This is a genomic window from Massilia agrisoli, assembly GCF_020831365.1.
In the GTDB taxonomy this organism is placed as follows: domain Bacteria; phylum Pseudomonadota; class Gammaproteobacteria; order Burkholderiales; family Burkholderiaceae_D; genus Telluria_A; species Telluria_A agrisoli.
Map to the genome: position 1 here is coordinate 191,427 of NZ_JAJHPV010000013.1, position 22,007 is coordinate 213,433.

The 22,007-nt window shown below is 61.8% G+C and carries 16 protein-coding genes; 2 read left to right on the top strand and 14 right to left on the bottom strand.

The annotated features are described in order from the left end of the window. Positions 1-7: 7 nt before the first annotated feature. From coaBC to LMJ30_RS09845, 12 genes are all read right to left on the bottom strand, one after another. A complete protein-coding gene (gene coaBC, locus LMJ30_RS09790) occupies positions 8-1,228 on the bottom strand; it encodes a bifunctional phosphopantothenoylcysteine decarboxylase/phosphopantothenate--cysteine ligase CoaBC (RefSeq protein ID WP_229432992.1) in 1,221 nt (406 codons plus the stop codon). 21 nt (positions 1,229-1,249) lie between these two features. Beyond that, a complete protein-coding gene (lspA, locus tag LMJ30_RS09795; protein WP_229432163.1) occupies positions 1,250-1,765 on the bottom strand; it encodes a signal peptidase II in 516 nt (171 codons plus the stop codon). Positions 1,766-1,784: 19 nt separating this feature from the next. Then, positions 1,785-4,691: an isoleucine--tRNA ligase gene (gene ileS / locus LMJ30_RS09800; protein WP_229432164.1), complete on the bottom strand. Its 2,907-nt coding sequence runs from the start codon at positions 4,689-4,691 to the stop codon at positions 1,785-1,787. 70 nt (positions 4,692-4,761) lie between these two features. Next, positions 4,762-5,733 carry a bifunctional riboflavin kinase/FAD synthetase gene (locus LMJ30_RS09805; RefSeq protein ID WP_229432165.1) on the bottom strand — a complete coding sequence of 324 codons (972 nt, stop codon included), beginning with the start codon at positions 5,731-5,733 and terminating at the stop codon, positions 4,762-4,764. Between the two features lie 398 nt (positions 5,734-6,131). Beyond that, positions 6,132-7,361: a tetratricopeptide repeat protein gene (locus LMJ30_RS09810; RefSeq protein WP_229432166.1), complete on the bottom strand. Its 1,230-nt coding sequence runs from the start codon at positions 7,359-7,361 to the stop codon at positions 6,132-6,134. A 93-nt stretch (positions 7,362-7,454) separates the two neighbouring features. Continuing rightward, positions 7,455-7,883 (bottom strand): ExbD/TolR family protein, encoded by a 429-nt coding sequence (locus LMJ30_RS09815; protein WP_223469567.1) that lies wholly within the window; start codon positions 7,881-7,883, stop codon positions 7,455-7,457. A 72-nt stretch (positions 7,884-7,955) separates the two neighbouring features. Next, positions 7,956-8,393, bottom strand: a complete 438-nt coding sequence (locus LMJ30_RS09820; protein WP_229432167.1) for an ExbD/TolR family protein — start codon at positions 8,391-8,393, stop codon at positions 7,956-7,958. A gap of 3 nt (positions 8,394-8,396) precedes the next feature. Continuing rightward, positions 8,397-9,335 (bottom strand): MotA/TolQ/ExbB proton channel family protein, encoded by a 939-nt coding sequence (locus LMJ30_RS09825; protein ID WP_229432168.1) that lies wholly within the window; start codon positions 9,333-9,335, stop codon positions 8,397-8,399. 86 nt (positions 9,336-9,421) lie between these two features. Beyond that, a complete protein-coding gene (locus LMJ30_RS09830) occupies positions 9,422-10,081 on the bottom strand; it encodes an energy transducer TonB (RefSeq protein WP_229432169.1) in 660 nt (219 codons plus the stop codon). Between the two features lie 479 nt (positions 10,082-10,560). Beyond that, positions 10,561-12,087, bottom strand: coding sequence for a SpoVR family protein (locus tag LMJ30_RS09835; RefSeq protein ID WP_229432170.1), 1,527 nt, complete (start codon positions 12,085-12,087; stop codon positions 10,561-10,563). A 17-nt stretch (positions 12,088-12,104) separates the two neighbouring features. Beyond that, complete coding sequence (locus LMJ30_RS09840; protein WP_229432171.1) at positions 12,105-13,373, bottom strand: YeaH/YhbH family protein; 1,269 nt, start codon at positions 13,371-13,373, stop codon at positions 12,105-12,107. A 63-nt stretch (positions 13,374-13,436) separates the two neighbouring features. After that, a complete protein-coding gene (locus LMJ30_RS09845; RefSeq protein ID WP_229432172.1) occupies positions 13,437-15,359 on the bottom strand; it encodes a PrkA family serine protein kinase in 1,923 nt (640 codons plus the stop codon). Positions 15,360-15,956: 597 nt separating this feature from the next. On the opposite strand from LMJ30_RS09845, the gene LMJ30_RS09850 reads away from it, so the two are divergent. Both LMJ30_RS09850 and LMJ30_RS09855 read left to right on the top strand, forming a co-directional pair. Further along, the gene (locus tag LMJ30_RS09850; RefSeq protein WP_229432173.1) at positions 15,957-16,976 is read left to right on the top strand and encodes an adenosine deaminase; all 1,020 of its coding nucleotides are present in this window, start codon (positions 15,957-15,959) and stop codon (positions 16,974-16,976) included. A gap of 6 nt (positions 16,977-16,982) precedes the next feature. Then, positions 16,983-19,514 (top strand): ABC transporter permease, encoded by a 2,532-nt coding sequence (locus tag LMJ30_RS09855; protein WP_229432174.1) that lies wholly within the window; start codon positions 16,983-16,985, stop codon positions 19,512-19,514. Positions 19,515-19,613: 99 nt separating this feature from the next. Here the strand turns inward: LMJ30_RS09855 and LMJ30_RS09860 are convergent, their stop codons facing one another. Continuing rightward, positions 19,614-20,624 carry a response regulator gene (locus LMJ30_RS09860; RefSeq protein WP_229432175.1) on the bottom strand — a complete coding sequence of 337 codons (1,011 nt, stop codon included), beginning with the start codon at positions 20,622-20,624 and terminating at the stop codon, positions 19,614-19,616. A gap of 16 nt (positions 20,625-20,640) precedes the next feature. Next, a complete protein-coding gene (locus LMJ30_RS09865) occupies positions 20,641-21,951 on the bottom strand; it encodes a sensor histidine kinase (protein ID WP_229432176.1) in 1,311 nt (436 codons plus the stop codon). Positions 21,952-22,007 lie beyond the last annotated feature (56 nt).

Genomic DNA, 22,007 nt, shown 5'->3' on the forward strand with positions numbered 1-22,007 from the left:
GGTTCTGTTATGTGAGCAGGGAGCGCTTCTCGATGCGCTTTGCGATTTCTGAAATCAGCTGGCGCGCCAGCGTGAGCTTGTCTGCGCGCGGCAGCACGGTGTGGCCGCTCTCGTCGAACAGCACGATCGTATTGTCATCCTGCCCGAACGTGTGGTGGCCGATATTGCCCACCAACAGAGGAATGCCTTTTTTCTCGCGCTTGACGGCGCCGTATTCGACCAGGTTCTCCGATTCGGCCGCAAAGCCCACGCAGTACGGCCAGCCGGAGATCGAGGTGGTCGACGCGACCGAGGCGAGGATGTCGGGGTTTTGCTCGAACTGCAGGTTGGGGGCCGCGCCGTCGTCCTGCTTCTTCATTTTCTGGTCGCTGGCGTTGGTGACCCGCCAGTCGGCGACGGCGGCCACGCCGATGAAGACGTGCTGGCCGCCGACGGCCGCCATCACGGCGTCATACATCTGGGCCGCGCTCTTGACGTCGATGCGGCGCACGCCGTGCGGCGTCGGCAGGGTGGTAGGGCCGGAGACCAGGGTTACTTCGGCGCCCGCTTCACGGGCGGCACGCGCAATCGCGTACCCCATCTTGCCGGATGAGAGGTTGGTGATGCCGCGCACCGGGTCGATCGCTTCAAACGTCGGACCTGCAGTCAGCAGCACGCGCTTGCCGGCCAATACCTTCGGCTGGAACGAGGCGACCAGTTCTTCAAGCAGCTCCACCGGCTCCAGCATGCGGCCGAAGCCCACTTCGCCGCAGGCCTGTTCGCCGGCCGCAGGGCCGAAGATGCAGGCGCCATCCTGCTCCAGCTGGCGCACGTTGCGCTGGGTTGCAGGGTTTTCCCACATCTCGACATTCATCGCGGGCGCCACCAGCAGCGGCAGGCGGCGCGGTCGCGCCAGGCACATGGTCGAGAGCAGGTCGTCGCACACGCCCTGGGCCAGCTTGCGGATGAAGTCGGCCGAACACGGGGCGATCAGGATCGCGTCCGCGTCGCGGGTGAGGTCGATGTGGGCCATGTTGTTGGCCATGCGCGGGTCCCACTGGTCGGTCCAGACCGTGTTACCCGAAAGAGCCTGCATCGTGACCGCGGTGATGAAGTGCGTCGCGGCGTCGGTCATCACGACCTGCACCGAGGCGCCTTCTTTGGTCAGCGACCGGCACAGTTCCGCCGCCTTGTAGCACGCTACCCCGCCGGACAGGCCGAGGACGATTTTTTTACCCTTCAGGTCCATCGTCATGTGCCGCCCCTTTGATTAGTTCTTGTTCACGCGCCGCAGTTCGTCGTAGATGAACAGCACCGCGCCGATGAAGATCGCGCTGTCGGCGATGTTAAACGCCGGGAAGTGGCCCAGGCTGCCGAAGTGGAAGTCGAGGAAGTCGATCACGTGGCCATAGGCCAGTCGGTCGATCACGTTGCCGATGGCGCCGCCCATGATCAGCGCCATCGCCCAGCAGAACATGCGCTGGCCGGCGTTCTTGCGCAGCTGGGTGATGATGAACACCACCGCAATGATGCCGATCGCCGTGAAGAAGTAGCGCTGCCAGCCGCTTTCGTTGGACAGGAAGCTGAAGGCCGCGCCGCGGTTATACGCCAGCACCAGGTTGAAGAACGATGTGACCACCCGTTCTTCGCCATACACGAACAGCCGTTCGACCGTGATCTTGGTGATCTGGTCGAGCAGGATCACGATCGCTGCGATGCCCAGCCACGGGGTGAGGCTGGAGCGCGCTTTCGCGGAGGCGGAGAACGTCGATTTTTTAGTTGCCATTGGTGATCAGGTAAATGGTTTATGCGAAGGCGCGTTTTTCGCCGCTGCCGAACAGGTTGCTGTAGCAGCGGCCGCACAGGCCCGCGTGCTCGGCGTGGGTGCCGACATCAGGGCGGTAGTGCCAGCAGCGCTCGCACTTCGGCGCGCTTGACGCCGCCACCGCCACCGCTTCATCAGCTTCGCTCGCGACTTCCTCGGTGGTGGCGCTGGAGGTGATGAACACGAACTTGAGGTCATCGTCCAGGCTGGCCAGCGCCTTGTACTTGTCGCCCGACGCCTTGATCGCCAGTTCGGCCTGCAGCGACGAGCCGATGGCGCCCGAGCCGCGTACTTCTTCGAGCTGCTTGGTCACTTCGGCGCGCACTTCGCGAAGAAGGGCGTACTTGGCCAGCAGGGTTGCGGCATCAAGCACTTCCGGCAGCGCCCAGTAGGTCTGCGTGAAGATGGTCTCGTCGCTGTCCTTGTAGGCCTGCTCGCCTGCGAACACTGCCCATGCCTCTTCGGCGGTGAACGACAGCATCGGGGCCATCAGGCGCAGCAGGCTTTGCGTGATGTGCCACAGCGCGGTCTGCGCCGAGCGGCGCGCATGCGAATCGATGGCCGTGGTGTACAGGCGATCCTTCAGGATGTCGAGGTAGAAGCCGCCCAGGTCTTCCGAGCAGTAGTTCTGCAGGCGCGAAACGACAGGATGGAACTCGAACGATTCGTAGTGCTTGCCGATGTCGGCCTGCAGCGTCGCCATGCTGGCCAGCGCGTAGCGGTCGATTTCGAGCAGGTCGGACACCTTTACTGCGTTCCTGACCGGGTCGAAGTCCGAAGTGTTCGCCAGCAGGAAGCGCAGCGTGTTGCGGATGCGGCGGTACGATTCAGTCACGCGCTTGAGGATCTCGTCGCTGATCGACAGCTCGCCGGTGTAGTCGGTCGAGGCGACCCACAGGCGCAGGATGTCGGCGCCGAGCGTATCGGAGATCTTTTGCGGCGCCAGCGTGTTACCGAGCGACTTGGACATCTTCTTGCCCTCGGCGTCGACGGTAAAGCCGTGCGTCAGCAGCGCCTTGTACGGCGGCTGGCCATTGAGCATCGAGGACGTCAGCAACGACGAGTGGAACCAGCCGCGGTGCTGGTCAGAGCCTTCGAGGTACAGGTCGGCCGGGAAGTGGGACTGGGCGCCGTGCGAGCCGCGCAGCACCGTCTGGTGCGTGGTACCGGAGTCGAACCAGACGTCGAGCGTGTCCTTGTTCTTGATGTACATGGCCGCGTCGTCGCCGAGGAAGTCGGCCGGCTCCACTTTCAGCCAGGCGTCGATGCCTTCCTTTTCGATCAGCTGGGCGACCTTCTCCAGCAGTTCAGGGGTGTTCGGGTGCAGCTCGCCGGTCTCCTTGTGGATGAAGAAGGCCATCGGCACGCCCCACTGGCGCTGGCGCGACAGGGTCCAGTCAGGACGGTTGGCGATCATGCCGTGCAGGCGCGCCTGGCCCCAGTCAGGGAAGAACTGGGTCTCGGAGATGCCTTTGAGCGCCGTCTCGCGCAAGGTGGCGCCGCCGTCCTTCGGCTTGATGTCCATGCCGGCGAACCACTGCGAGGTGGCGCGGTAGACGATCGGGGTCTTGTGGCGCCAGCAGTGCATGTAGCTGTGGTCGAACATCTTCAGTTCGAACAGGGCGCCCGCCTCGGTCAGCGCGGTGCAGATCGGCTTGGAGGCTTCCCAGATCGTCATGCCGCCAAACAGCGGCAGGGTCGATGCGAAGCGGCCGTCGCCCATCACCGGGGTCAGGATTTCGTCGTCCTTCATGCCGTGCTCCTTGCACGAGATGAAGTCGTCAAGGCCGTAGGCAGGCGCAGAGTGCACGACGCCGGTGCCGCTCTCGGTGGTGACGTAATCGGCCAGGTACAGCGGCGAGCGGCGGTCGAAGAAGGCGTCGGCTGCATGCAGCGGGTGCTTGAACTCGATGCCGCCCAGTTTTTCGCCAGTAGTGGTTGCGACCACTTTGCCTTCGAGCTTGTAGCGTGTCAGGCAGGCTTCGACCAGGTCTCGCGCCAGGATCAGCAGCAGCGGCTTGCCATCGCGGCTGGTTTCGACCAGCGCGTAGGTGATTTCAGGATTGACGTTGAGCGCCTGGTTGGACGGGATGGTCCATGGCGTGGTGGTCCAGATGACGATGAAGCCGTCGCCCGCGGGCAGGGCGGGCAGGCCGAAGGCGGCCGCGAGCTTTTCAGGCTCGGCAAACGGGAAGCCGACGTCGATGGCCGGGTCGCGCTTGTCCTGGTATTCGACTTCGGCTTCTGCCAGCGCGGAGCCGCAGTCGAAGCACCAGTTGACCGGCTTCAGGCCGCGGTAGACGTAGCCTTTGTCGAGCATCTTGCCGAGCGAGCGCAGTTCGTCCGCTTCGTTACGGTAGGCCATCGTCAGGTATGGGTTGTCCCACTCGCCCAGCACGCCCAGGCGGATGAAGTCCTTCTTCTGGCGCTCGACCTGCTCGGTCGCGTAAGCGCGCGCCTTGGTCAGCACTTCGGCGGTTGGCAGGTTTTTGCCGTACTGTTTCTCGATCTGGATCTCGATCGGCATGCCGTGGCAGTCCCAGCCCGGCACGTAAGGCGCGTCGAAGCCGGCGATGGTGCGCGACTTGACCACCATGTCCTTCAAAATCTTGTTGACCGCGTGGCCGAGGTGGATGTCGCCGTTGGCGTACGGAGGACCGTCGTGCAGCACGAACATCGGGCGGCCCTTTGCGGCCTTGCGAACGCGCTCGTAGACCTTCTTGGCCTGCCACTGCTGGACCCAGCCCGGCTCGCGCTTGGCGAGGTCGCCGCGCATCGGGAACGGGGTGTCGGTCATGTTGACCGGGTATTTGCTTTCCGGTTTCTTGGCGCCTTTCGGGGCTTGCTGGGCTTTTTGCTGGTCTGCTGGTTTGCTGGTATCGGACATATTTTTCTTCAATCGTGTGTATCTGGTTTTTCGGAATGAGGCGTGCCGCGGCGCGGCATGGTCGTCCCGGTCAAATTCGGTCGGTGGCGGTGAGGGCGCCGGCGCGCTGCGCGAAATAGTCGCGCGCCTGGCAGGAGTCGCGCGCGATGGCGGCTGTCAGGGTGTCGAGGTCGTCGTACTTTTCCTCGTCACGGATTTTTTCGAGGAACTCAACCCGTACCAGTTTGCCGTAGCAGGACTCGGCGTAGTCGAACAGGTGCACCTCGAGCAGCACGCGGCCGCTGTCATCGACGGTTGGGCGCACGCCCATGCTGGCCACTGCGGGCAGCGGTTGCGGGCCGAGGCCGTGGACCTGCACGACGAAGATGCCCGACAGGGCAGGGCGGTGCGCCACGCGCAGGTTCAGGGTCGGGAAGCCAAGGGTGCGGCCCAGCTTCTGGCCATGGATGACATGGCCCGAGATGTAGTACGAGTGGCCGAGCAAGGCGCGCGCGGTGGCCAGGTCGCCCTCGGCCAGCGCGCTGCGCACGGCGGACGAGGAGATGCGCCGTTCGCCGTGCATCACGGTGGGCAGGGTCTCGACTTCAAAGCCGTGGCGCTGGCCCGCTTCCTTCAGCATCGCCACGTTGCCGGCGCGTTTGGCGCCGTAGCAGAAGTCTTCGCCGACCATCAGCCATTTGACGTGCAGGCCTTCGGCCAGCACGCGCTGGGTGAAGTCCTCGGGCGCGATGGAGGCGAAGTGCTCGTTGAAGTGTTCGACGATGACGCGGTCGATGCCGGCGGCGGCGAGCGACTCGAGCTTGTCGCGCAGGTTGGCGATGCGTTTCGGGGCCCTGGACGGGTCGCCCATGCGTTCAGCGAAGAATTCGCGCGGGTGCGGCTCGAAGGTCATGACGGCCGCTTCGATGCCGAGGCGGGACGCGGCTGCGCGCACGCGCGCCAACAATGCCTGGTGGCCCAGGTGGACACCGTCAAAGTTGCCGATCGTGAGTGCACAAGGCGCGCGTGCCCTGTCGTTGGGAAGTCCCCGAAAAACCTTCATAGGATTTGTGGCCGGAAAATCTGCTGCTAAATAGTGGATTATACGGTCAAGTTGCGTGTTGCACACGGTATAGGGAGGGTAGGGCCGCTTCCGCGCGACTCGCGGGCGTGGCCGATGGCGGGTTTTTGTCCTTTTCCGGCATACCGGCGCCCGCCCTTCGGGATCCGTCGGCGGGGACAGGCACCGCGTCATGGATCTGCAAGCGGCGGCGTTGCGCGGAGGCGGGCTGCGCCCTTGTCCGCCCTACGAGGCGTCCGGGTATTTCGGCCAGTCACGCCCCTGCAGTTCGGGTCCGTCCACGCGGACGGAGCCCAGATTCTTTTGAAGTTCGATAGCGATAAAGAAAAAGGCGCTGCCGGCTTTCGCTGGCAGCGCCTTCTTTGGCGTATTTCGCGCTGTTACAGCGACATGATCGTGTAGCGGGCGATTTCGGCCGTGCCGTCCTTGCCGCCTACCGTGCGCAGCGTGGAGACAGCCTTCGACTTGTTGCCAGCCATGGCGTATGCCTGGCCCAGGCGCAGCTTGGCGTCGTCAGGACGCTTCAGGCCGCCACCTTTGATCGCAGCTTCCATCATCGCGATGCCCTTGGCCGTGTCGCCAGCGCTGACCAGCGCGTAGCCGAGCGCTACCAGGCCGTCTTTGTCGCCAGTCTTGACCAGGTCCGCTTCGTTCGCGGCTGCCTTGGTCTTGGTCTCGGCCAGGTTCTTCTCGGCCAGGTCCTTCAGGCGCTGGTGACGCGCAGCATCAGGGCCGACGCCCAGGATGCCTTCCTTGTAGCCGCGGTTGATGATCTTGACCGCTTCGCCGGCAGCGCCGTCACGCAGGACCAGCTGGGCCAGTTCCATGTAGTCGTTCGGCTTCTTGAGCATGTTGTGGTGCATGCGCAGGCGCAGCACGTCAACCGACAGGCGCGAGGAGAAGCCTGGCTTGCCCGAGATGCGGTTCAGCAGGATCAGCCAGTAGCTTTCCTTCGGGTAGTAGGTCGCCAGCTTTTCAACGGTGTTGATGTAGCCGTTCTTGTCGCCAGACTTGTTCTGGATGTTCGACAGCATCTGCAGCTGGTCTTCCTGTGGACGGCGGCCGGCTTTTTCGTCCGCTTGCAGGTCGGCCTGGAGCAGGCGGGTCGCTTCGCCAGTCTTGCCCATCGCGAAGTAGTTCTGGATCAGGTAGGCGCGCAGCTTCGGATCGTTGCGGTCCTTCAGCTGGCGTTCGATCGCGGCGTTGGCTTTGCCGAATTCGCGCGCACGCATGTAGATGCCGATCAGGCCTTCGGAGAACTGGGCTTTTTCAGCTGCGCCAAGCTTGCCCGAAGCGATCAGGTTTTCGAACGAGCGGGCCGCGGTGTCGTAGTCGCCGGCAGCCGAAGCGGCAGCAGCGCGCACGCGCTCGATCAGGTAGGACTCGTTGGCGGTCTTGTTGCCGACGTTGTCGGCCTTGCGCAGTTCAGCCAGCGCTTCTTTGTTCTTGCCCGACTTCATCAGCTTCTGCGCGTTTTGCAGAGGGGTGCCGATTTCCGCGCGTACAGCTTCAGCAGCATGGGCGGTCGACAGTCCGATGACTGGGGTTGCAGCGGTAAAACCGAGAGCGGCCATGACGAGGCCGAGGTGCGCGATGCGGGATTTGATCATTTAAGTTCTTTCAATCAAAAGCGAAACAGCAGGGAATCCCTGCTGTTTCTCACAGGGAAACCCTGCGTTGTACGTCAATCAAATGATAGCGACTTACTGGAACTGTTCGTTGCCGACCATGCCGATCTTGGTCACGCCAAGACGCTGTGCAGAAGCCATGACACCGGCTACAGACTTGTAAGACACCAACTTATTAGGACGCAGATGTACTTCTGGCTGGTCTGCCATCGCTGCGACCGAAGCAAGCTTCGACTCAAGCGTAGCACGATCTGGCACAACCTGGCCGTCCCATAGGACGGTGCCATCGAAGTCGACGTCGATGGTCACGACGACAGGCTTGATATTGCTTGGCGGTGGATTGCCAACAGGCATGTTCAGATTGACCGAGTGGTTTTGTTTCGGAATCGTGATAATCAACATGATAATCAAGACCAACATTACGTCGATCAGGGGTGTCATGTTCATTTCCATCATCGGTTCCGGATCGCCACCAGCTTTTGGAGCTCCGACACTCATACTCATAATGTTTCCTTTACTGTTGGGACTTATGCCGGCCGGGCCTCCCGAAAGAGGGCCCGGCGCGGAGGAAGGATCTTAACGACCGCCAGTTTTATCTGGTGGTTCGGTAATGAATCCAACCTTCTGAATCCCAGCACGCTGTGCCGTGTAGATCACCTTGCCGACGTATTCGTAGCGGGTTTCTTGGTCGCCACGAACATGTACTTCCGGCTGAGGCAGCTTCACAGCTTCCTGCTTCAGGAACTCAAACAGTTCCGTCGTATCGGCCAAGCGCTTCTGGCCAAGATACATGTCGCCATCTTTGTTAACAACGATGTTGACATTGGTAGGCTTCGTTTTCAGTGCCTGGTTGGTTTCCGAAGGCAGTGCGACTTTTTGCAGCTTCAGAACAACCGGGCTCGTAATCAGGAAGATGATGAGCAGAACCAACATAATGTCGACTAGCGGCGTTGTGTTGATTTCTGACATTACTGCATCTTCATCTCCGTCTGCATTGCCGACGCTCATTGACATGATTTACCCAATCTTTTTTGCACCAGCAGCACGACCTGCTTCGCTGGTGGACATTGCACCGGAGATCAGTACCGAGTGAACGTCGGCGCTGAACGAGCGAACATCTTCCATTGCCGACTTGTTGCGGCGAACCAGCCAGTTGTAACCCAGAACTGCTGGAACTGCGACGAACAGACCGAACGCGGTCATGATCAGCGCTTCACCCACTGGACCTGCGACCTTGTCGATCGACGCGTTACCCGACATACCGATTGCGGTCAGCGCGTTGTAGATGCCCCAAACGGTACCGAACAGACCGATGAACGGCGAGGTCGAACCAACGGTTGCCAGGAACGACAGGCCGTCTTGCAGGCGCGACTGAACTTTGTCCACAGCGCGCTGGATCGACATCGTTACCCAGGTCGACAGGTCGATCTGCTCGAGCAGGGCGCCGTCGTGGTGCTGGGTTGCCTTGGTGCCGGTTTCAGCGATGAAGCGGAACGGGCTGCCTTCTTTCAGGGTTGCCGAACCAGCAGCGATCGACGACGATTTCCAGAACTTCGACTGGGCTTCTTTCGACTGCTTCATGATCTTGGCCTGGTCGATCAGCTTGGTGATCAGGATGTACCACGAACCCATCGACATGATGCTCAGGATGATGAAGGTTGCCTTGGTGACGAAGTCGCCTTCTTCCCACATCGCTTCAACGCCGTACGGGTTGTGGACTTCTTCTTTTTCGCCGACGGCGACTTCGGATGCTGGCGCTTCAGCGGCGGCAGCGTCAGCTGCTGGAGCTGCTGCGTCTGCTGCTGGCGCTGCTGCATCTGCCGCAGGAGCTGCAGCTTCAGCTGCTGGTGCAGCAGGTGCGTCCGCAAACGCTGGTGCGGAAACCAGCGCGCCGGCTGCCGTGACCGAGAACAGGACAGCCGCCAACATAGCGGACAAACGGGTATTCTTAAACATGCTTCCTCCAAATTTATAAAATAATCAGTTCGCTGAACGTATCGACAACGAAAATCACAGTGTGAGACCTAAGTGCTGCCTCGGTTTTATTCCAGCGTCCAGACGTATTGCATTGTCATCCAAGCTTGTTCCGGTTTGCCGTCGGTCATACCTGGCTTGAAACGGCACTTCGAAATGCCGCTTACAGCCGCTTTGTCCAGATCGCGGAAGCCAGACGACTTCACGATCTTGGAGTCTGCCACCCGGCCATCCGTACCGATCAGGAACTGCAGTGTGACGGTGCCGGTTTCTTCGTTGCGCAGGGAGGCTTTAGGCCACTCTGGTTTTGCGCAAGTGCTGAAATCGGCAACCGCTGCCACGCGCATTGGAGCGGCTTTGGCGACTGGTGCTGCTGGCGGTGCTGGTGGGGCCGGTGGGGCAAGCTCGTTGGTCGCCGGTTTCACGCTTGTCGCATTCGAGATCGTGTTTTGAACCGGCGGAGGCTGCTGCACGTTCACTTCGACCGGCGGAATGAATGGTGGCGGTGGAGCCTTCATTTCCGGTGGTGGTGGCGGCGGCGGTGCTTCCGGTGGCGGCGGAGGCGCTACCTCTTCAATAATCTTTGTCTCCACGGCTTCGGCCATTTTTGTGACCATCCGGGTACCCAGACCGCTGACGACGGCATATCCCACGAGTGCGTGGAAGAGGACGACGACCGCGATGCCGGTCAGGTTCTTCCCGGGATCCTTTTCATGCGAAAAATTCATGCCTGCTTTCTCCAATACCAACTCTTTTTTGTTGCTACTAAACCCACAAAACACGACAAAACCTTGAGCCGCATCCGGGACATCAAAGAATTATACCTACGAATTCTTTTTTTCACATATGTTTTTGCATGCGAAAACCCTCTCGCAGCAAGCTCTTCAGGCGGGTTGAAGAGTGCCGTGGGAGGACGGAAACGTGTTCAAGAAACAGTGAAAAGACAGAATTACAATCTGTCGTGCAATTGCCTGGGAGCCGTTGTAAATTTGCATGGCCGTATGATAGGCGATGCGTTCGCACAGAACTAGTTTATCTAACAAAATATTGTTCAGACGGGCATAGCTTTTATGCTAACTATAGCCAGTTTCGGTAAACGGTGGCGTACTATTGAAAGTCATGCCCGCGCATGCTTGCGGCGGGAGGGGGGAGGCCCGGGTATAAACGCAGGTAATACCCGGACTAATACTACATATACGGCGAAACGCTAGTCGCGATGACGTTTTTCGCGCTTGACTTCGAGGCTGCTGACCACATGTCCAGTGGGGTCGACCGTCTCGAGTTTGACGTCGAATCCCCACAGGCGGGCGACATGGCGCAGCACTTCCTGGGCCTGCTGGTTCAGCGGGCGCCGCTGGAACTGGGTATGGCGCAGGGTCAGCGCGCGGTCGTCCCGTGTATTTACCTGCCAGACCTGGATGTTGGGTTCGCGGTTGCCCAGGTTGTATTGCTCGGCCAGTTGCTGGCGCACGTAGCGGTAGCCGGCTTCATCATGGATCGCCGAGACGGTCAGCTTGTCGTTCTTGTCGTCGTCGAGTACGGCGAAGAAGTGGAAGTCGCGGATCAGCTTGGGCGATAAATACTGGGCGATGAAGCTCTCGTCCTTGAAATTGCGCATTGCGAAATCGAGGGCCTTCTTCCAGTCGGTGCCGGCCATGTTGGGGAACCACTCGCGGTCTTCGGGTGTCGGGTCGTCGCAGATGCGGCGGATGTCGCTCATCATGGCGAAGCCCAGGGCATACGGGTTGATGCCGCTGTAGTAGGGGCTGGTGGCGGGCGGCTGGTAGACAACATTGGTATGGCTCTGCAAGAACTCGAGCATGAAGCCGTCGCCGACCACGCCTTCTTTATAGAGCTCCTGCAAAATCGTGTAATGCCAGAAGGTGGCCCAGCCTTCGTTCATCACCTGGGTCTGGCGCTGCGGGTAGAAGTACTGCGAGATCTTGCGCGTGATGCGCACCAGCTCGCGCTGCCACGGTTCCAGCAGCGGCGCATACTTCTCGATAAAGTACAGCAGGTTTTCCTCCGGCTCGGGCGGGAAGCGCGGCACCGCCTCGTCGGCCACTTCTTCGTCGCGCCGCGGCACCGTGCGCCACAGCGCGTTGACCTGCGACTGTGCATACTCCTCGCGCTCCTTCTGGCGCGCGTTCTCCTGCGCCATCGACAGCTTGGCCGGACGCTTGTAACGGTCGACGCCATAGTTTTGCAAGGCATGGCAGGAATCGAGCAGCAGCTCCACCGCGTCGATGCCGTGGCGCCGCTCGCACTCGGCGATGTAGTTCTTGGCAAAGACCATGTAGTCGACGATGGCGTCGGCATCGGTCCAGGTGCGGAACAGGTAATTGCCCTTGAAGAAGGAGTTGTGCCCGTAGGCAGCGTGCGCGATCACCAGCGCCTGCATCGCCAGGCTGTTCTCTTCCATCAGGTAGGCGATGCAGGGGTTCGAGTTGATGACGATCTCGTAGGCAAGGCCCATCTGCCCGCGCTTGTAGCTCTTCTCGGTGGTGAGGAAGTGCTTGCCGAACGACCAGTGGTTGTACGACACCGGCATGCCGACCGAGGTGTAGGCGTCCATCATCTGCTCGGCGGTGATGATCTCGAGCTGGTTTGGATAGGTGTCGAGGCCGAATCCCTTGGCCACGCGGCGGATTTCATCGTGCGCGTGCTCGATCAGGTCGAAGGTCCACTCCGACTGTTCAGGCAGGGCGCGCGGATTTTTCGGGTCTCTGGGCATCGTCAATACTCTTTAAACTATTTCACCTGTTTCTTGAACAATTCGCGGAACACCGGGTAGATGTCGGCCGGGGTCACGATCTTCTGCATCGCGAAGTTGCGGTGGTGGTCCATCACTTCGGCGTACTGCTCCCACAAGTTCTGCTGCGGGCCATCGGTGATCTCGACATAGGTGTAGTACTGCACCTTCGGCATGATGCTGTTGATCAGGAGCTGCTTGCACAACACCGAATCGTTGTCCCAGTTGTCGCCGTCGGACGCCTGCGCCACATAGCTGTTCCAGTCGCCGTTGGCGTAACGCTCGCCGAGGATCTTCTGCAGCAGGTGCAGCGCCGACGACACCACCGTGCCGCCCGACTCGCGCGAGTGGAAGAACTCGTTCTCGTCCACCTCGGCCGCGGCGGTATGGTGGCGGATGAACACCACGTCGATCTTGTCGTACACGCGCTTGAGGAACAGGTACAGCAAGATGAAGAAGCGCTTGGCGGTGTCCTTGCGGCCTTCGTCCATCGAGCCCGACACGTCCATGATGCAGAACATCACGGCCTGGGTGCTTGGCTTGGGCACCTTGATGCGGTTGCTGTAGCGCAGGTCGAACGGGTCGATGAAGGGAATCGCGTTCAGGCGCGTGTGCAGGTGATGCACCTGGCGCTTCAGTTCGATGAACTGCGGATCGTCCTCGGCCACGCCGTCGTCCAGCATGCGCGCCAGTTCTTCCTCCAGCCGCGCCACTTCCTTGCGCGAGCCGCCGCCCACGGCGATGCGCCGGCCCAGCGCGCCGCGCAGCGAGCGCAGCACGTGGATGTTGGAGGGCGTGCCGGACATGTTGTAGCCGGCGCGCTGGTTCTTGAACTCGGGTGTCTGGGTCAGCTGCGTCTTGATCATGTTCGGCAGCTCAAGATCCTCGAAGAAGTAGTTCATGAATTCTTCGCGGGTGAGCTCGAACATGAAGTCGTCCTGCGTGGTCTCCTCGCTGTTGCCGGCCCGGCCGCGCCCGGCCCCGCCGCCGCTGCGCGGGCGGTTGAACTGGTCGCCTTTCTGGTACTCGGTATTGCCGGGATTGACGGTCTCCCACACACCGCCATGCGCATGGCCGAAATGCGGCTCGCCCACGTCCTTGACGGGGATCGAGACCTTTTCGCCATTCTCGATGTCAGTGATCGAGCGGCCCTTGATGGCGCGCCCGACGGCATCCTTGATCTGGCTCTTGTAACGCCGTAAGAAGCGCTCGCGGTTGATCGCTGACTTGTTCTTGCCTTGCAAGCGTCGGTCGATGAGGTAAGTCAAAGCGGACCTCCTGCTGAAATTCTTGCCTGGCCGGCACGCCTGTGCCGGCCAGTTGCTTCCATCTTACGACGATTTCCGAACGCGCAGGTACCATTCGCACAGCAGGCGAACCTGCTTGGCGGTGTAGCCTTTTTCGACCATGCGCGCGACGAAGTCGGCATGCTTGTTGGCGTCCTCCGCACTGGCTTTCGCGTTGAACGAGATTACCGGCAGCAGTTCCTCGGTATTCGAGAACATCTTCTTCTCGATTACCGTGCGGAACTTCTCGTAGCTGGTCCACGCCGGGTTTTTCCCGCCGTTGGTGGCGCGCGCGCGCAGGCCGAAGTTGACGATTTCGTTGCGGAAATCCTTCGGGTTCGAAATGCCGGCCGGCTTTTCGATCTTTTCCAGTTCGGCGTTGAGCTGCTCGCGGTCGAAACTTTCGCCGGTATCCGGATCGCGGAACTCCTGGTCCTGGATCCAGAAATCGGCAAACGTCACGTAGCGGTCGAAGATGTTCTGGCCGTACTCCGAGTAGCTTTCGAGGTAGGCGGTCTGGATCTCCTTGCCGATGAAGTCGACGTAGCGCTGCGCCAGGTGTTCCTTGATGTAGGAGAAGTAGCGCTGCTCCAGTTCGGGCGCAAACTCCTCGCGCTCGATCTGCTGCTCCAGTACATACAGCAGGTGCACCGGATTGGCCGCCACTTCCGAATTATCGAAGTTGAACACCTTCGACAAAATCTTGAAGGCGAAGCGGGTCGACAGGCCGTTCATGCCTTCGTCCACGCCGGCATAGTCGACATACTCGTGGATCGACTTGGCCTTCGGGTCGGTGTCCTTCAGGTTTTCGCCGTCGTACACCAGCATCTTCGAGAAGATACTGGAGTTTTCCGGCTCCTTCAGGCGCGACAAAATCGCGAACTGCGCCATCATCTTCATCGTGCCGGGCGCGCACGGCGCTTTCTCCAGCGACGAATTGCGGATCAGTTTCTCGTAGATGTGCACTTCGTCCGACACGCGCAGGCAGTAAGGCACCTTGACGATGTAGATACGGTCGAGGAAAGCCTCGTTGTTGCGGTTGTTGCGGAAGGTCTTCCATTCCGACTCGTTCGAGTGCGCCAGCACGATGCCTTCGAACGGAATCGCGCCGAAGCCTTCGGTGCCCTTGTAGTTGCCTTCCTGGGTCGCAGTCAGCAGCGGGTGCAGCACCTTGATCGGGGCCTTGAACATCTCGACGAATTCCATCAGGCCCTGGTTGCCCAGGCACAGGCCGCCGGAGTAGCTGTAGGCGTCGGGATCGTCCTGCGCATAATCTTCCAGCTTGCGGATGTCGACCTTGCCGACCAGCGAGGAGATATCCTGGTTGTTTTCGTCGCCCGGCTCGGTTTTCGAGATCGCGATCTGCTTGAGCACCGACGGATAGCGCTTCACCACGCGGAACTTGTTGATGTCGCCGTTGAACTCGTGCAGTCGCTTGACCGCCCATGGGCTCGGGATGGTGCGCAGGTAGCGGCGCGGGATGCCGTAGTCTTCTTCGAGGATAACGCCGTCTTCGTCCTCATTGAACAGGCCGAGCGGCGACTCGTTGACCGGCGAGCCCTTGATGCAGTAGAACGGCACCTGTTCCATCAGGTGCTTGAGCTTTTCGGCGATTGACGACTTGCCGCCGCCTACGGGGCCGAGCAGGTACAGGATCTGCTTGCGTTCCTCCAGCCCCTGCGCCGCGTGGCGGAAGTACGAGACGACCTGCTCGATCACTTCCTCCATGCCGTAGAACTCCGCGAAAGCCGGGTACAGCTTGATGACCTTGTTGGCGAAGATGCGCGACAGGCGCGTGTCGTTGCGCGTGTCGACCAGCTTCGGCTCGCCGATTGCCGCCAGCATTCGCTCGGGCGCGCTGGCGTAGGTCAGCGGATCCTTTTTGCACAGTGCCAGATACTCGGAAAGCGAATATTCCTCTTCACGGGTACGCTCGTAGCGAGCTGCGTAGTTGTCAAAAATGGTCATTTGAATGTCCTTTAATGTGCTTACACTGATCACTGTTTTGGCAGCCGGCATCCGGCGTCCTGTCCAGGCCCTGGTCTTGGCGGCAGGCTCGAAGTCCCCCTTTTTATTTGAGCGTCCTGAACATTTCTTGTCCTAAAGATTCGGAACAAAAAATGGATGACGAAAATTATTTTTGTGTCCGGCCTGGCCGGTTATTTTTGCGGCTGAAAAAATTCTTCTTACGCCTGTGAAATTTATTATGTGCCTAATAGTTCTCGAAGTCAAAGCAATGTCACGCTGGCGTGGCATACTATCGTAACGCATTGATCCGTAAGGATAAAACATCAATTCGAATGGTATGTGGCAGGCCCATTCGTGGTCGTGGGGGATTCCCCGCGTACGCCTTTTTGCTGAGTAATTTTGATCGAGAAACAAGTGCATGAAGTTCACAATTATGTAATGGATAGTGCACGATCTAGCGGGGCAGTGGCGCACGAAAATGCAGCCTGTTTTGCGCCCCGCTTCACACATTTTCCCCAGTGAACTGAAGAGCCTGCGCAGGTGCGCTACACTGCCCGGTATGACGAACCGCAACGCGACTAAACACGGAGAAATACGATGCTGACCGAACAGATGCGCAACATTTTGCAGCAGATGCCGAAGGCCGAATTGCACATACACATCGAAGGCTCGCTGGAACCCGAGCTGATATTTGCTCTGGCTCAAAGAAACGGCGTTTCCTTGGCATACGCGTCGGTCGATGAGTTGCGCAAAGCGTACGACTTTACTGATCTGCAATCCTTCCTCGACATCTACTATGCGGGCGCCAGCGTGCTGCTCAAGGAGCAGGACTTCTACGACATGACGGCCGCCTACCTGGCGCGCGCGCAGGCCGACAATGTGCGCCATGCCGAAATCTTCTTCGACCCGCAAACCCATACCGCGCGCGGCGTGCCGTTCGAGACCGTCATCAACGGCATCTGGCGCGCCTGCCAGGACAGCCCGGTCAGCGCCACCCTGATCATGTGCTTCCTGCGCCACCTGCCAGAGGACGACGCCCTGGCCACGCTGGAAGAAGCGCTGCCGTTCCGCGACAAGTTCATAGGCGTTGGCCTCGACTCGTCCGAGCGCGGCCACCCGCCCGAGAAGTTCTGCCGCGTGTTCGAACGCTGCCGCCAGCTCGGCCTGCACCTGGTCGCCCACGCCGGCGAAGAAGGCCCGCCCGCGTACATCGAAACGGCGCTCGACCTGCTCAACGTCGAGCGCATCGACCACGGCGTGCGCTGCCTGGAAGACGCCGACCTCACCGCGCGCCTGGCGCGCGAGCAGGTTGCGCTGACGGTCTGCCCGCTGTCGAACATCAAGCTGCGCGTGTTCGACAAGATGGACGACCACAACCTCATGCGCCTGCTCGGCGCGGGGCTGGTCGTCACCATCAACTCCGACGATCCGGCTTACTTCGGCGGCTACATCAACGAGAACTTCTTCAGCACCTTCGATTCGCTGCCGCTTGGCGTCGACCACGCGCATACGCTCGCGCGCAACAGCTTCAGCGCAGCCTTCCTCGAAGGCGAAGCGAAGCGGGGCTACCTCAACGAGGTTGACCGCTTCTTCCAGCAAGCCGCAACCAAGGACTAAAAGCACATGCTGATCCAATCCCTGCGCATGACCGCGCGCGACTGGCGCGCCGGCGAGCTGCGCTTCCTGCTGATCGCCCTGATTGTCGCCGTGTCGGCGCTGTCGGCGGTCGGCTTCTTTATCGACCGCATGCGCACGGGCCTGAACCGCGACGCCCACCAGCTGCTGGGCGCCGACCTGCTGGTGGGGGCGGACCAGCCGGTCAGGGCCGAATGGCGGCGCGAAGCCGAGCGGCGCGGCCTGGTGCTGGCCGATACCGTGGTGTTCCCGAGCATGGCGCAGGCCGGCGAGGGCGAAGCCTCGATGGCCCAGCTGTCGTCGATCAAGGCGGTCTCCAAGGGCTACCCGCTGCGCGGCCAGGTGAAAATCACCCAAGACCCTGCTAGGGCTGGTGAAGCGCTGGGCGAACGCACGCGCGATACGCCGGCGTCCGGCACGGTATGGGTCGACCCGCAAATCCTCACCGCGCTGGGCGCCAGCGTCGGCAGCAGCATCACGGTGGGCGACAAGCGCTTTACGATCGCCCAGCTCATCGCCGCGGAACCTGACCGCGGCGCGGCCTTCGTCAACTTCGCCCCGCGCGTGATGATGGCGCTGGAGGACCTGGCTGCGACCGGACTGGTTGGCAACGGCTCGCGCGTTACCTACCGCATGCAGGTGGCGGCGCCATCGAACAACGACATGGCGCGCGTGTCCGGCTACGAAGCCTGGCTCAAGGGCCAGATCTCGGCGGACAAGGTCAAGGGCGTGCGCATCGAGTCGCTGGAAAACGGCCGCCCTGAAATGCGCGCCACGCTGGACCGCGCCGACCGTTTCCTGTCGCTGGTCGGCCTGCTGTCGGCGATGCTGGCCGCGGTCGCGGTAGCGATGGCCGCGCGCCGCTTCATGCTGCGCCACCTCGACGCCTGCGCGATGCTGCGCTGCCTCGGCCTGACGCAAAACCAGGTGACCGCGCTGTACCTGATCGAATTTACCCTGGTCGGCCTGGCGGGCAGCGTGGTGGGCGTGCTGGTTGGCTTCGGCGCGCACTACGTGCTGCTCGAACTGCTCGGCCAGCTGGTCGCCACCGACCTGCCGCCGGTGTCGCTGCTGCCTGCGTTCCAGGGCATTGCCACCGGCATGCTGCTGCTGGTCGGGTTTGCGCTGCCGCCGGTGCTCCAGCTGCGCAACGTGCCGCACAACCGCGTGATCCGCCGCGAGCAGGCCGCACCCAAGCCGATGGCGCTGGCCACGTACGGCCTGGGCATCTGCGTGTTCGTCGGGCTGCTGCTGTGGCAGGCGGGCGACATCAAGCTGGCCTTGATGACGGCGGCCGGTTTCCTCGGCGGCTTTGCCGTGTTCGCGCTGGTGGCCTGGCTGGGGCTGAAATCGCTCAAGCGGCTGCGCGGCGTGGTCGACAACCAGAGCTGGCGTTTTGCCGTCACTTCGCTGCAGCGCCGTCCGGGCGCGACCATCGTGCAGGTGGTATCGCTGGCGCTCGGCCTGATGGCGCTGCTGATCCTGACCGTCGTGCGCGGCGACCTCACGCAGGCGTGGCGTACCGCGACTCCGCCCGACGCGCCGAACCGCTTCGTGATCAACATCCAGGACGACCAGAAGAGCGCCATTGAACAGCGCCTGGGCGCCGCCGGCGTCAAGGAAGTAGTGCTGTACCCGATGATCCGCGGCCGCCTGACCTCGGTCAACGGCCAGCCGATCACGCGCGACACCTACGACACCGACGACGCGCGCCGCATGTCGGACCGCGAATTCAACCTGTCGACCATGAAGGACATGCCGGCGACGAACGAGATCGTGGCGGGCAAGTGGTTCAGCGACGCGCCGGGCGTGGCCGAAGCCTCGGTGGAGCAGGGCATCGCCAAGACGCTGCGGCTTAAGCTGGGCGACGTCATGCGCTTTAACATCGGCGGCCTGGATGTCGATGTGAAGGTGACCAGCCTGCGCAAGCTGGAGTGGGGATCGATGCGGGCGAACTTCTTCGTCATCATCAACCCGGCGGCGATGGAGTCTGCCGCCCAGACCTACATGACGGCCTTCCATCTGCCCGGTGACGGCGCGCAGCTCGGTAATTCGCTGTCGCGCGAGTTCCCGAACCTGACCGTGATCGACGTCAGCGGGATCATCCGCCAGGTGCAGGAAGTGGTGGACCAGGTGGTTGTGGCGGTGGAGTTCCTGTTCATGTTCACGCTGGCGTCGGGCGTGCTGGTGCTGTACGCCGCGCTGATGGGATCGCAGGACGAGCGCACCCGCGAGGCGGGCCTGCTGCGGGCGCTGGGCGCGACGCGCAAGCAGCTGTCGCAGGCGCAGTGGATCGAGTTTTCGCTAGTGGGCGGGCTGGCCGGGCTGCTCGCCGCGACCGGCGCCGCGGCGCTGGGATGGGCGCTGGCGACCTACCAGTTCAAGTTCCCGTGGGAGTTCAGCCCGACCGTGTGGCTGGCCGGTATCGTGGTCGGCGCGCTGTGCGCGATTATCGGTGGATGGCTGGGATTGCGGATGGTGCTCAGGCAGCCGCCATTGCAGACCTTGCGCGAGGCTTGAACTTGATTCGGCGGATGCGCTGCGCTTATCTGCCCTGCGGTGAGCGGTCCACGGTCCGTAGGCCGGATAAGCGCAAAGCGCGCATCCGCAGGCACACCGCTACCGCATCTGCTGCGGCCCCTGGTGCGTCCGCAGGAAATCGTTATACGAGTAGGTCTCGTTCGCGATCACTCCCGCTTCAAGCTTGAACAGCGCCCAGAAGTAGTTCTGCTCGCCCCGGCACACGTGCGCCGGTTCGATGTACTTGTGCCAGCCATTGGCAAACGCCTCCATGTACATCCCGTCGCCATCATGGAAGTAGGGGATCACACGCCGTTCCTGCAGCGCGTCGAGCAGCGACTGCGGCGCCGCGTTGTCGTTGGCGATCTCGTAATGGGCGTTCATCCCTGCCTCCGTCTCCACCACCAGCAGCATCGCGCGGCCCTCGGTGTCATACATCAGCAGCCCGGCGGGATCGGGGTACAGGTAATGCTCGACGATCCCATGTTCCGCCACCAGCTCGCGCACCAATGTCGCGACCGCGGGATCGGCCACAAAGCTGTAGCTGTGCAGCGCGAGCAGGTCGCGCAGCGGTTCCGAGCGCGCAGAAAAATACTCGCGCTGCAGCGCATGGATCTCGCTTTCGAGCCGATCCAGCGCATTTTCGTCGCTCTTCTTGATGTAGCGGTCGATCAGGCCGCGGTTGAACGCATCGACCGCCACCTTCTCGTCCGCCGCGCCGGTGAACAGGATCTTCTTGCATGGCAGGTGGCGCACCGCTTCGCACAGTTCGACCCCGTTCATCTGCGGCATCGAATAGTCGACCACCAGCACCGAAGGCGTCAGGAAGCGCCGGGCCTCGAAGCTGATGCGGTGGATCTGCTCAAGGTCGAGCGCGACGTTGCATTGCGTCGTCTTGCGCGGGTAGGTGTCGAAACTGGCCGACAGCGCGCCTTCGGCCTGGCCTGGCGTGCCGGTTTGCCGCGATAGCCAGGCCAGCGCGCTGCTGATGTCGTGGAAGGAAACGCTGGCGAGTGTCGGGTCGAGCTGGAAGGACAGGCTGCGCAGGAAGTTTTCGCTGTCGTCGACCAGGACGGTCAGGCTGGGGTGGTGGTAGATGGGAAGGGACATGGTGGCACCGTGACAGTTAGGCGGCCAGTACAGGCGCGGGGGCTGCCAGCTGGACCTTGGGGAATTCGAGCACGAACATGGTGTAGCTGTGTTCGCGCGACGTGACGCGGATGCTGGCGTGCCAGGCCTTGACGATCTCCTTGCACAGCGCAAGGCCGATCCCCGAGCCCGAGCTTGGCGGATAGGAGTAGAAGCGTTCGAACACCAGCGGCAGCTGGGACGGCGCAATGCCGCAGCCGGTGTCGATGAACAGCAGGCGCGGGGTTTTGCGGGCGCCGTCGACCACGATGCGGATGCGGCCCTTGCCGGCCCGGTGCAGCGCCTTGAGCGCGTTGCGCAGCAGGTTGAGCACGATGACCACCGACAGCTCGTAGCGCCCGGCGAAGGTGAAGTCGCAGCGCATGTCGACCGTGACGCAGGCGCGCTGCGAACTGCTGGTGAACGGGTAGCGCTTGATGACCGACTCGACGACATCGGCCATCGACACGTATTCGTTCGCTTCAAGCTGCTGGTTCACCGCCGTCGCCGAGAGCAGGAACAGGTCGATCATGTGGTTCATGTGCCGCACTTCGAACTGGATGCGCGCCATCGCCTCGCTCATCGCATGCCAGTCGGCTTCGCCCGGCAGGCCGGGCCTGCCCAGCCTGCGGTTGATGCCGCGCGCATTGGCGTCGATCGTGACGAGGGGCGTGCGCAACTCGTGGGATACCGCAGCCAGCCCGTGCGCCATGCCGGCCAGCTTTTCCTGGGCCAGCACGCGGCGCCCGACCTTGGCGATCGACACCACGAAGATGGTGAAGCAGTACAGCGGCAGCTGCTCAAGCACATCGTGGCTGAGCAGGAAGGCCGGATCGTCGACCAGCGCGAACACCAGGCAGGCCAGGGCGGTGCCCACCAGGTAGGAGCCAAGCGCCCACAGCGTATCGAAGTGGAACAGCACAATCAGGCCGATCAGCAGCGACTGGGTCCACACGGCGGCGCCGTGGTTCATCAGGTACATGAAGGTGAAGAAGAACGGCAGCACATAGGTGACGCCAACGAAGATGTAGACCCGCATCACCTTGGGCGTGAAGGGCTGGCGCGAGCACACGGCGGGCAGGCACAGCGCGACCCCGGCCAGCCGCAGCGGCAGGCTCTCGAATTCCTGTGGAAACCACCACGTCCAGACCACGTAGTACAGCGGCAGCCCCACGCAGCCTACCCAGGCCAGCATCATGAAGCGGGTGGATGCGTGGCTGTATTGGCGATCCTGGCGCACCAGCCAGAGCAGCATAGCCTGCTGCCCCTTGCCGAGTGCCGCCTTCACCCTGTCAGTCCATTGATCCATGTAAATCCGCCATTTTTCACGCCACAGCCCCGCTCATGGTTGAGCTGGCGCAAATT

Bases quoted from the DNA above. Each gene is read 5' to 3' on its own strand.
- ileS (WP_229432164.1), bottom strand. From the start codon at position 4,691: ATGTCCGATACCAGCAAACCAGCAGACCAGCAAAAAGCCCAGCAAGCC.
- LMJ30_RS09830 (WP_229432169.1), bottom strand. From the start codon at position 10,081: ATGAATTTTTCGCATGAAAAGGATCCCGGGAAGAACCTGACCGGCATC.
- LMJ30_RS09850 (WP_229432173.1), top strand. From the start codon at position 15,957: ATGCTGACCGAACAGATGCGCAACATTTTGCAGCAGATGCCGAAGGCC.
- LMJ30_RS09855 (WP_229432174.1), top strand. From the start codon at position 16,983: ATGCTGATCCAATCCCTGCGCATGACCGCGCGCGACTGGCGCGCCGGC.
- LMJ30_RS09825 (WP_229432168.1), bottom strand. From the start codon at position 9,335: ATGTTTAAGAATACCCGTTTGTCCGCTATGTTGGCGGCTGTCCTGTTC.
- LMJ30_RS09805 (WP_229432165.1), bottom strand. From the start codon at position 5,733: ATGAAGGTTTTTCGGGGACTTCCCAACGACAGGGCACGCGCGCCTTGT.
- lspA (WP_229432163.1), bottom strand. From the start codon at position 1,765: ATGGCAACTAAAAAATCGACGTTCTCCGCCTCCGCGAAAGCGCGCTCC.
- LMJ30_RS09820 (WP_229432167.1), bottom strand. From the start codon at position 8,393: ATGTCAATGAGCGTCGGCAATGCAGACGGAGATGAAGATGCAGTAATG.
- LMJ30_RS09810 (WP_229432166.1), bottom strand. From the start codon at position 7,361: ATGATCAAATCCCGCATCGCGCACCTCGGCCTCGTCATGGCCGCTCTC.
- LMJ30_RS09845 (WP_229432172.1), bottom strand. From the start codon at position 15,359: ATGACCATTTTTGACAACTACGCAGCTCGCTACGAGCGTACCCGTGAA.
- LMJ30_RS09815 (WP_223469567.1), bottom strand. From the start codon at position 7,883: ATGAGTATGAGTGTCGGAGCTCCAAAAGCTGGTGGCGATCCGGAACCG.
- LMJ30_RS09865 (WP_229432176.1), bottom strand. From the start codon at position 21,951: ATGGATCAATGGACTGACAGGGTGAAGGCGGCACTCGGCAAGGGGCAG.
- coaBC (WP_229432992.1), bottom strand. From the start codon at position 1,228: ATGGACCTGAAGGGTAAAAAAATCGTCCTCGGCCTGTCCGGCGGGGTA.
- LMJ30_RS09860 (WP_229432175.1), bottom strand. From the start codon at position 20,624: ATGTCCCTTCCCATCTACCACCACCCCAGCCTGACCGTCCTGGTCGAC.
- LMJ30_RS09835 (WP_229432170.1), bottom strand. From the start codon at position 12,087: ATGCCCAGAGACCCGAAAAATCCGCGCGCCCTGCCTGAACAGTCGGAG.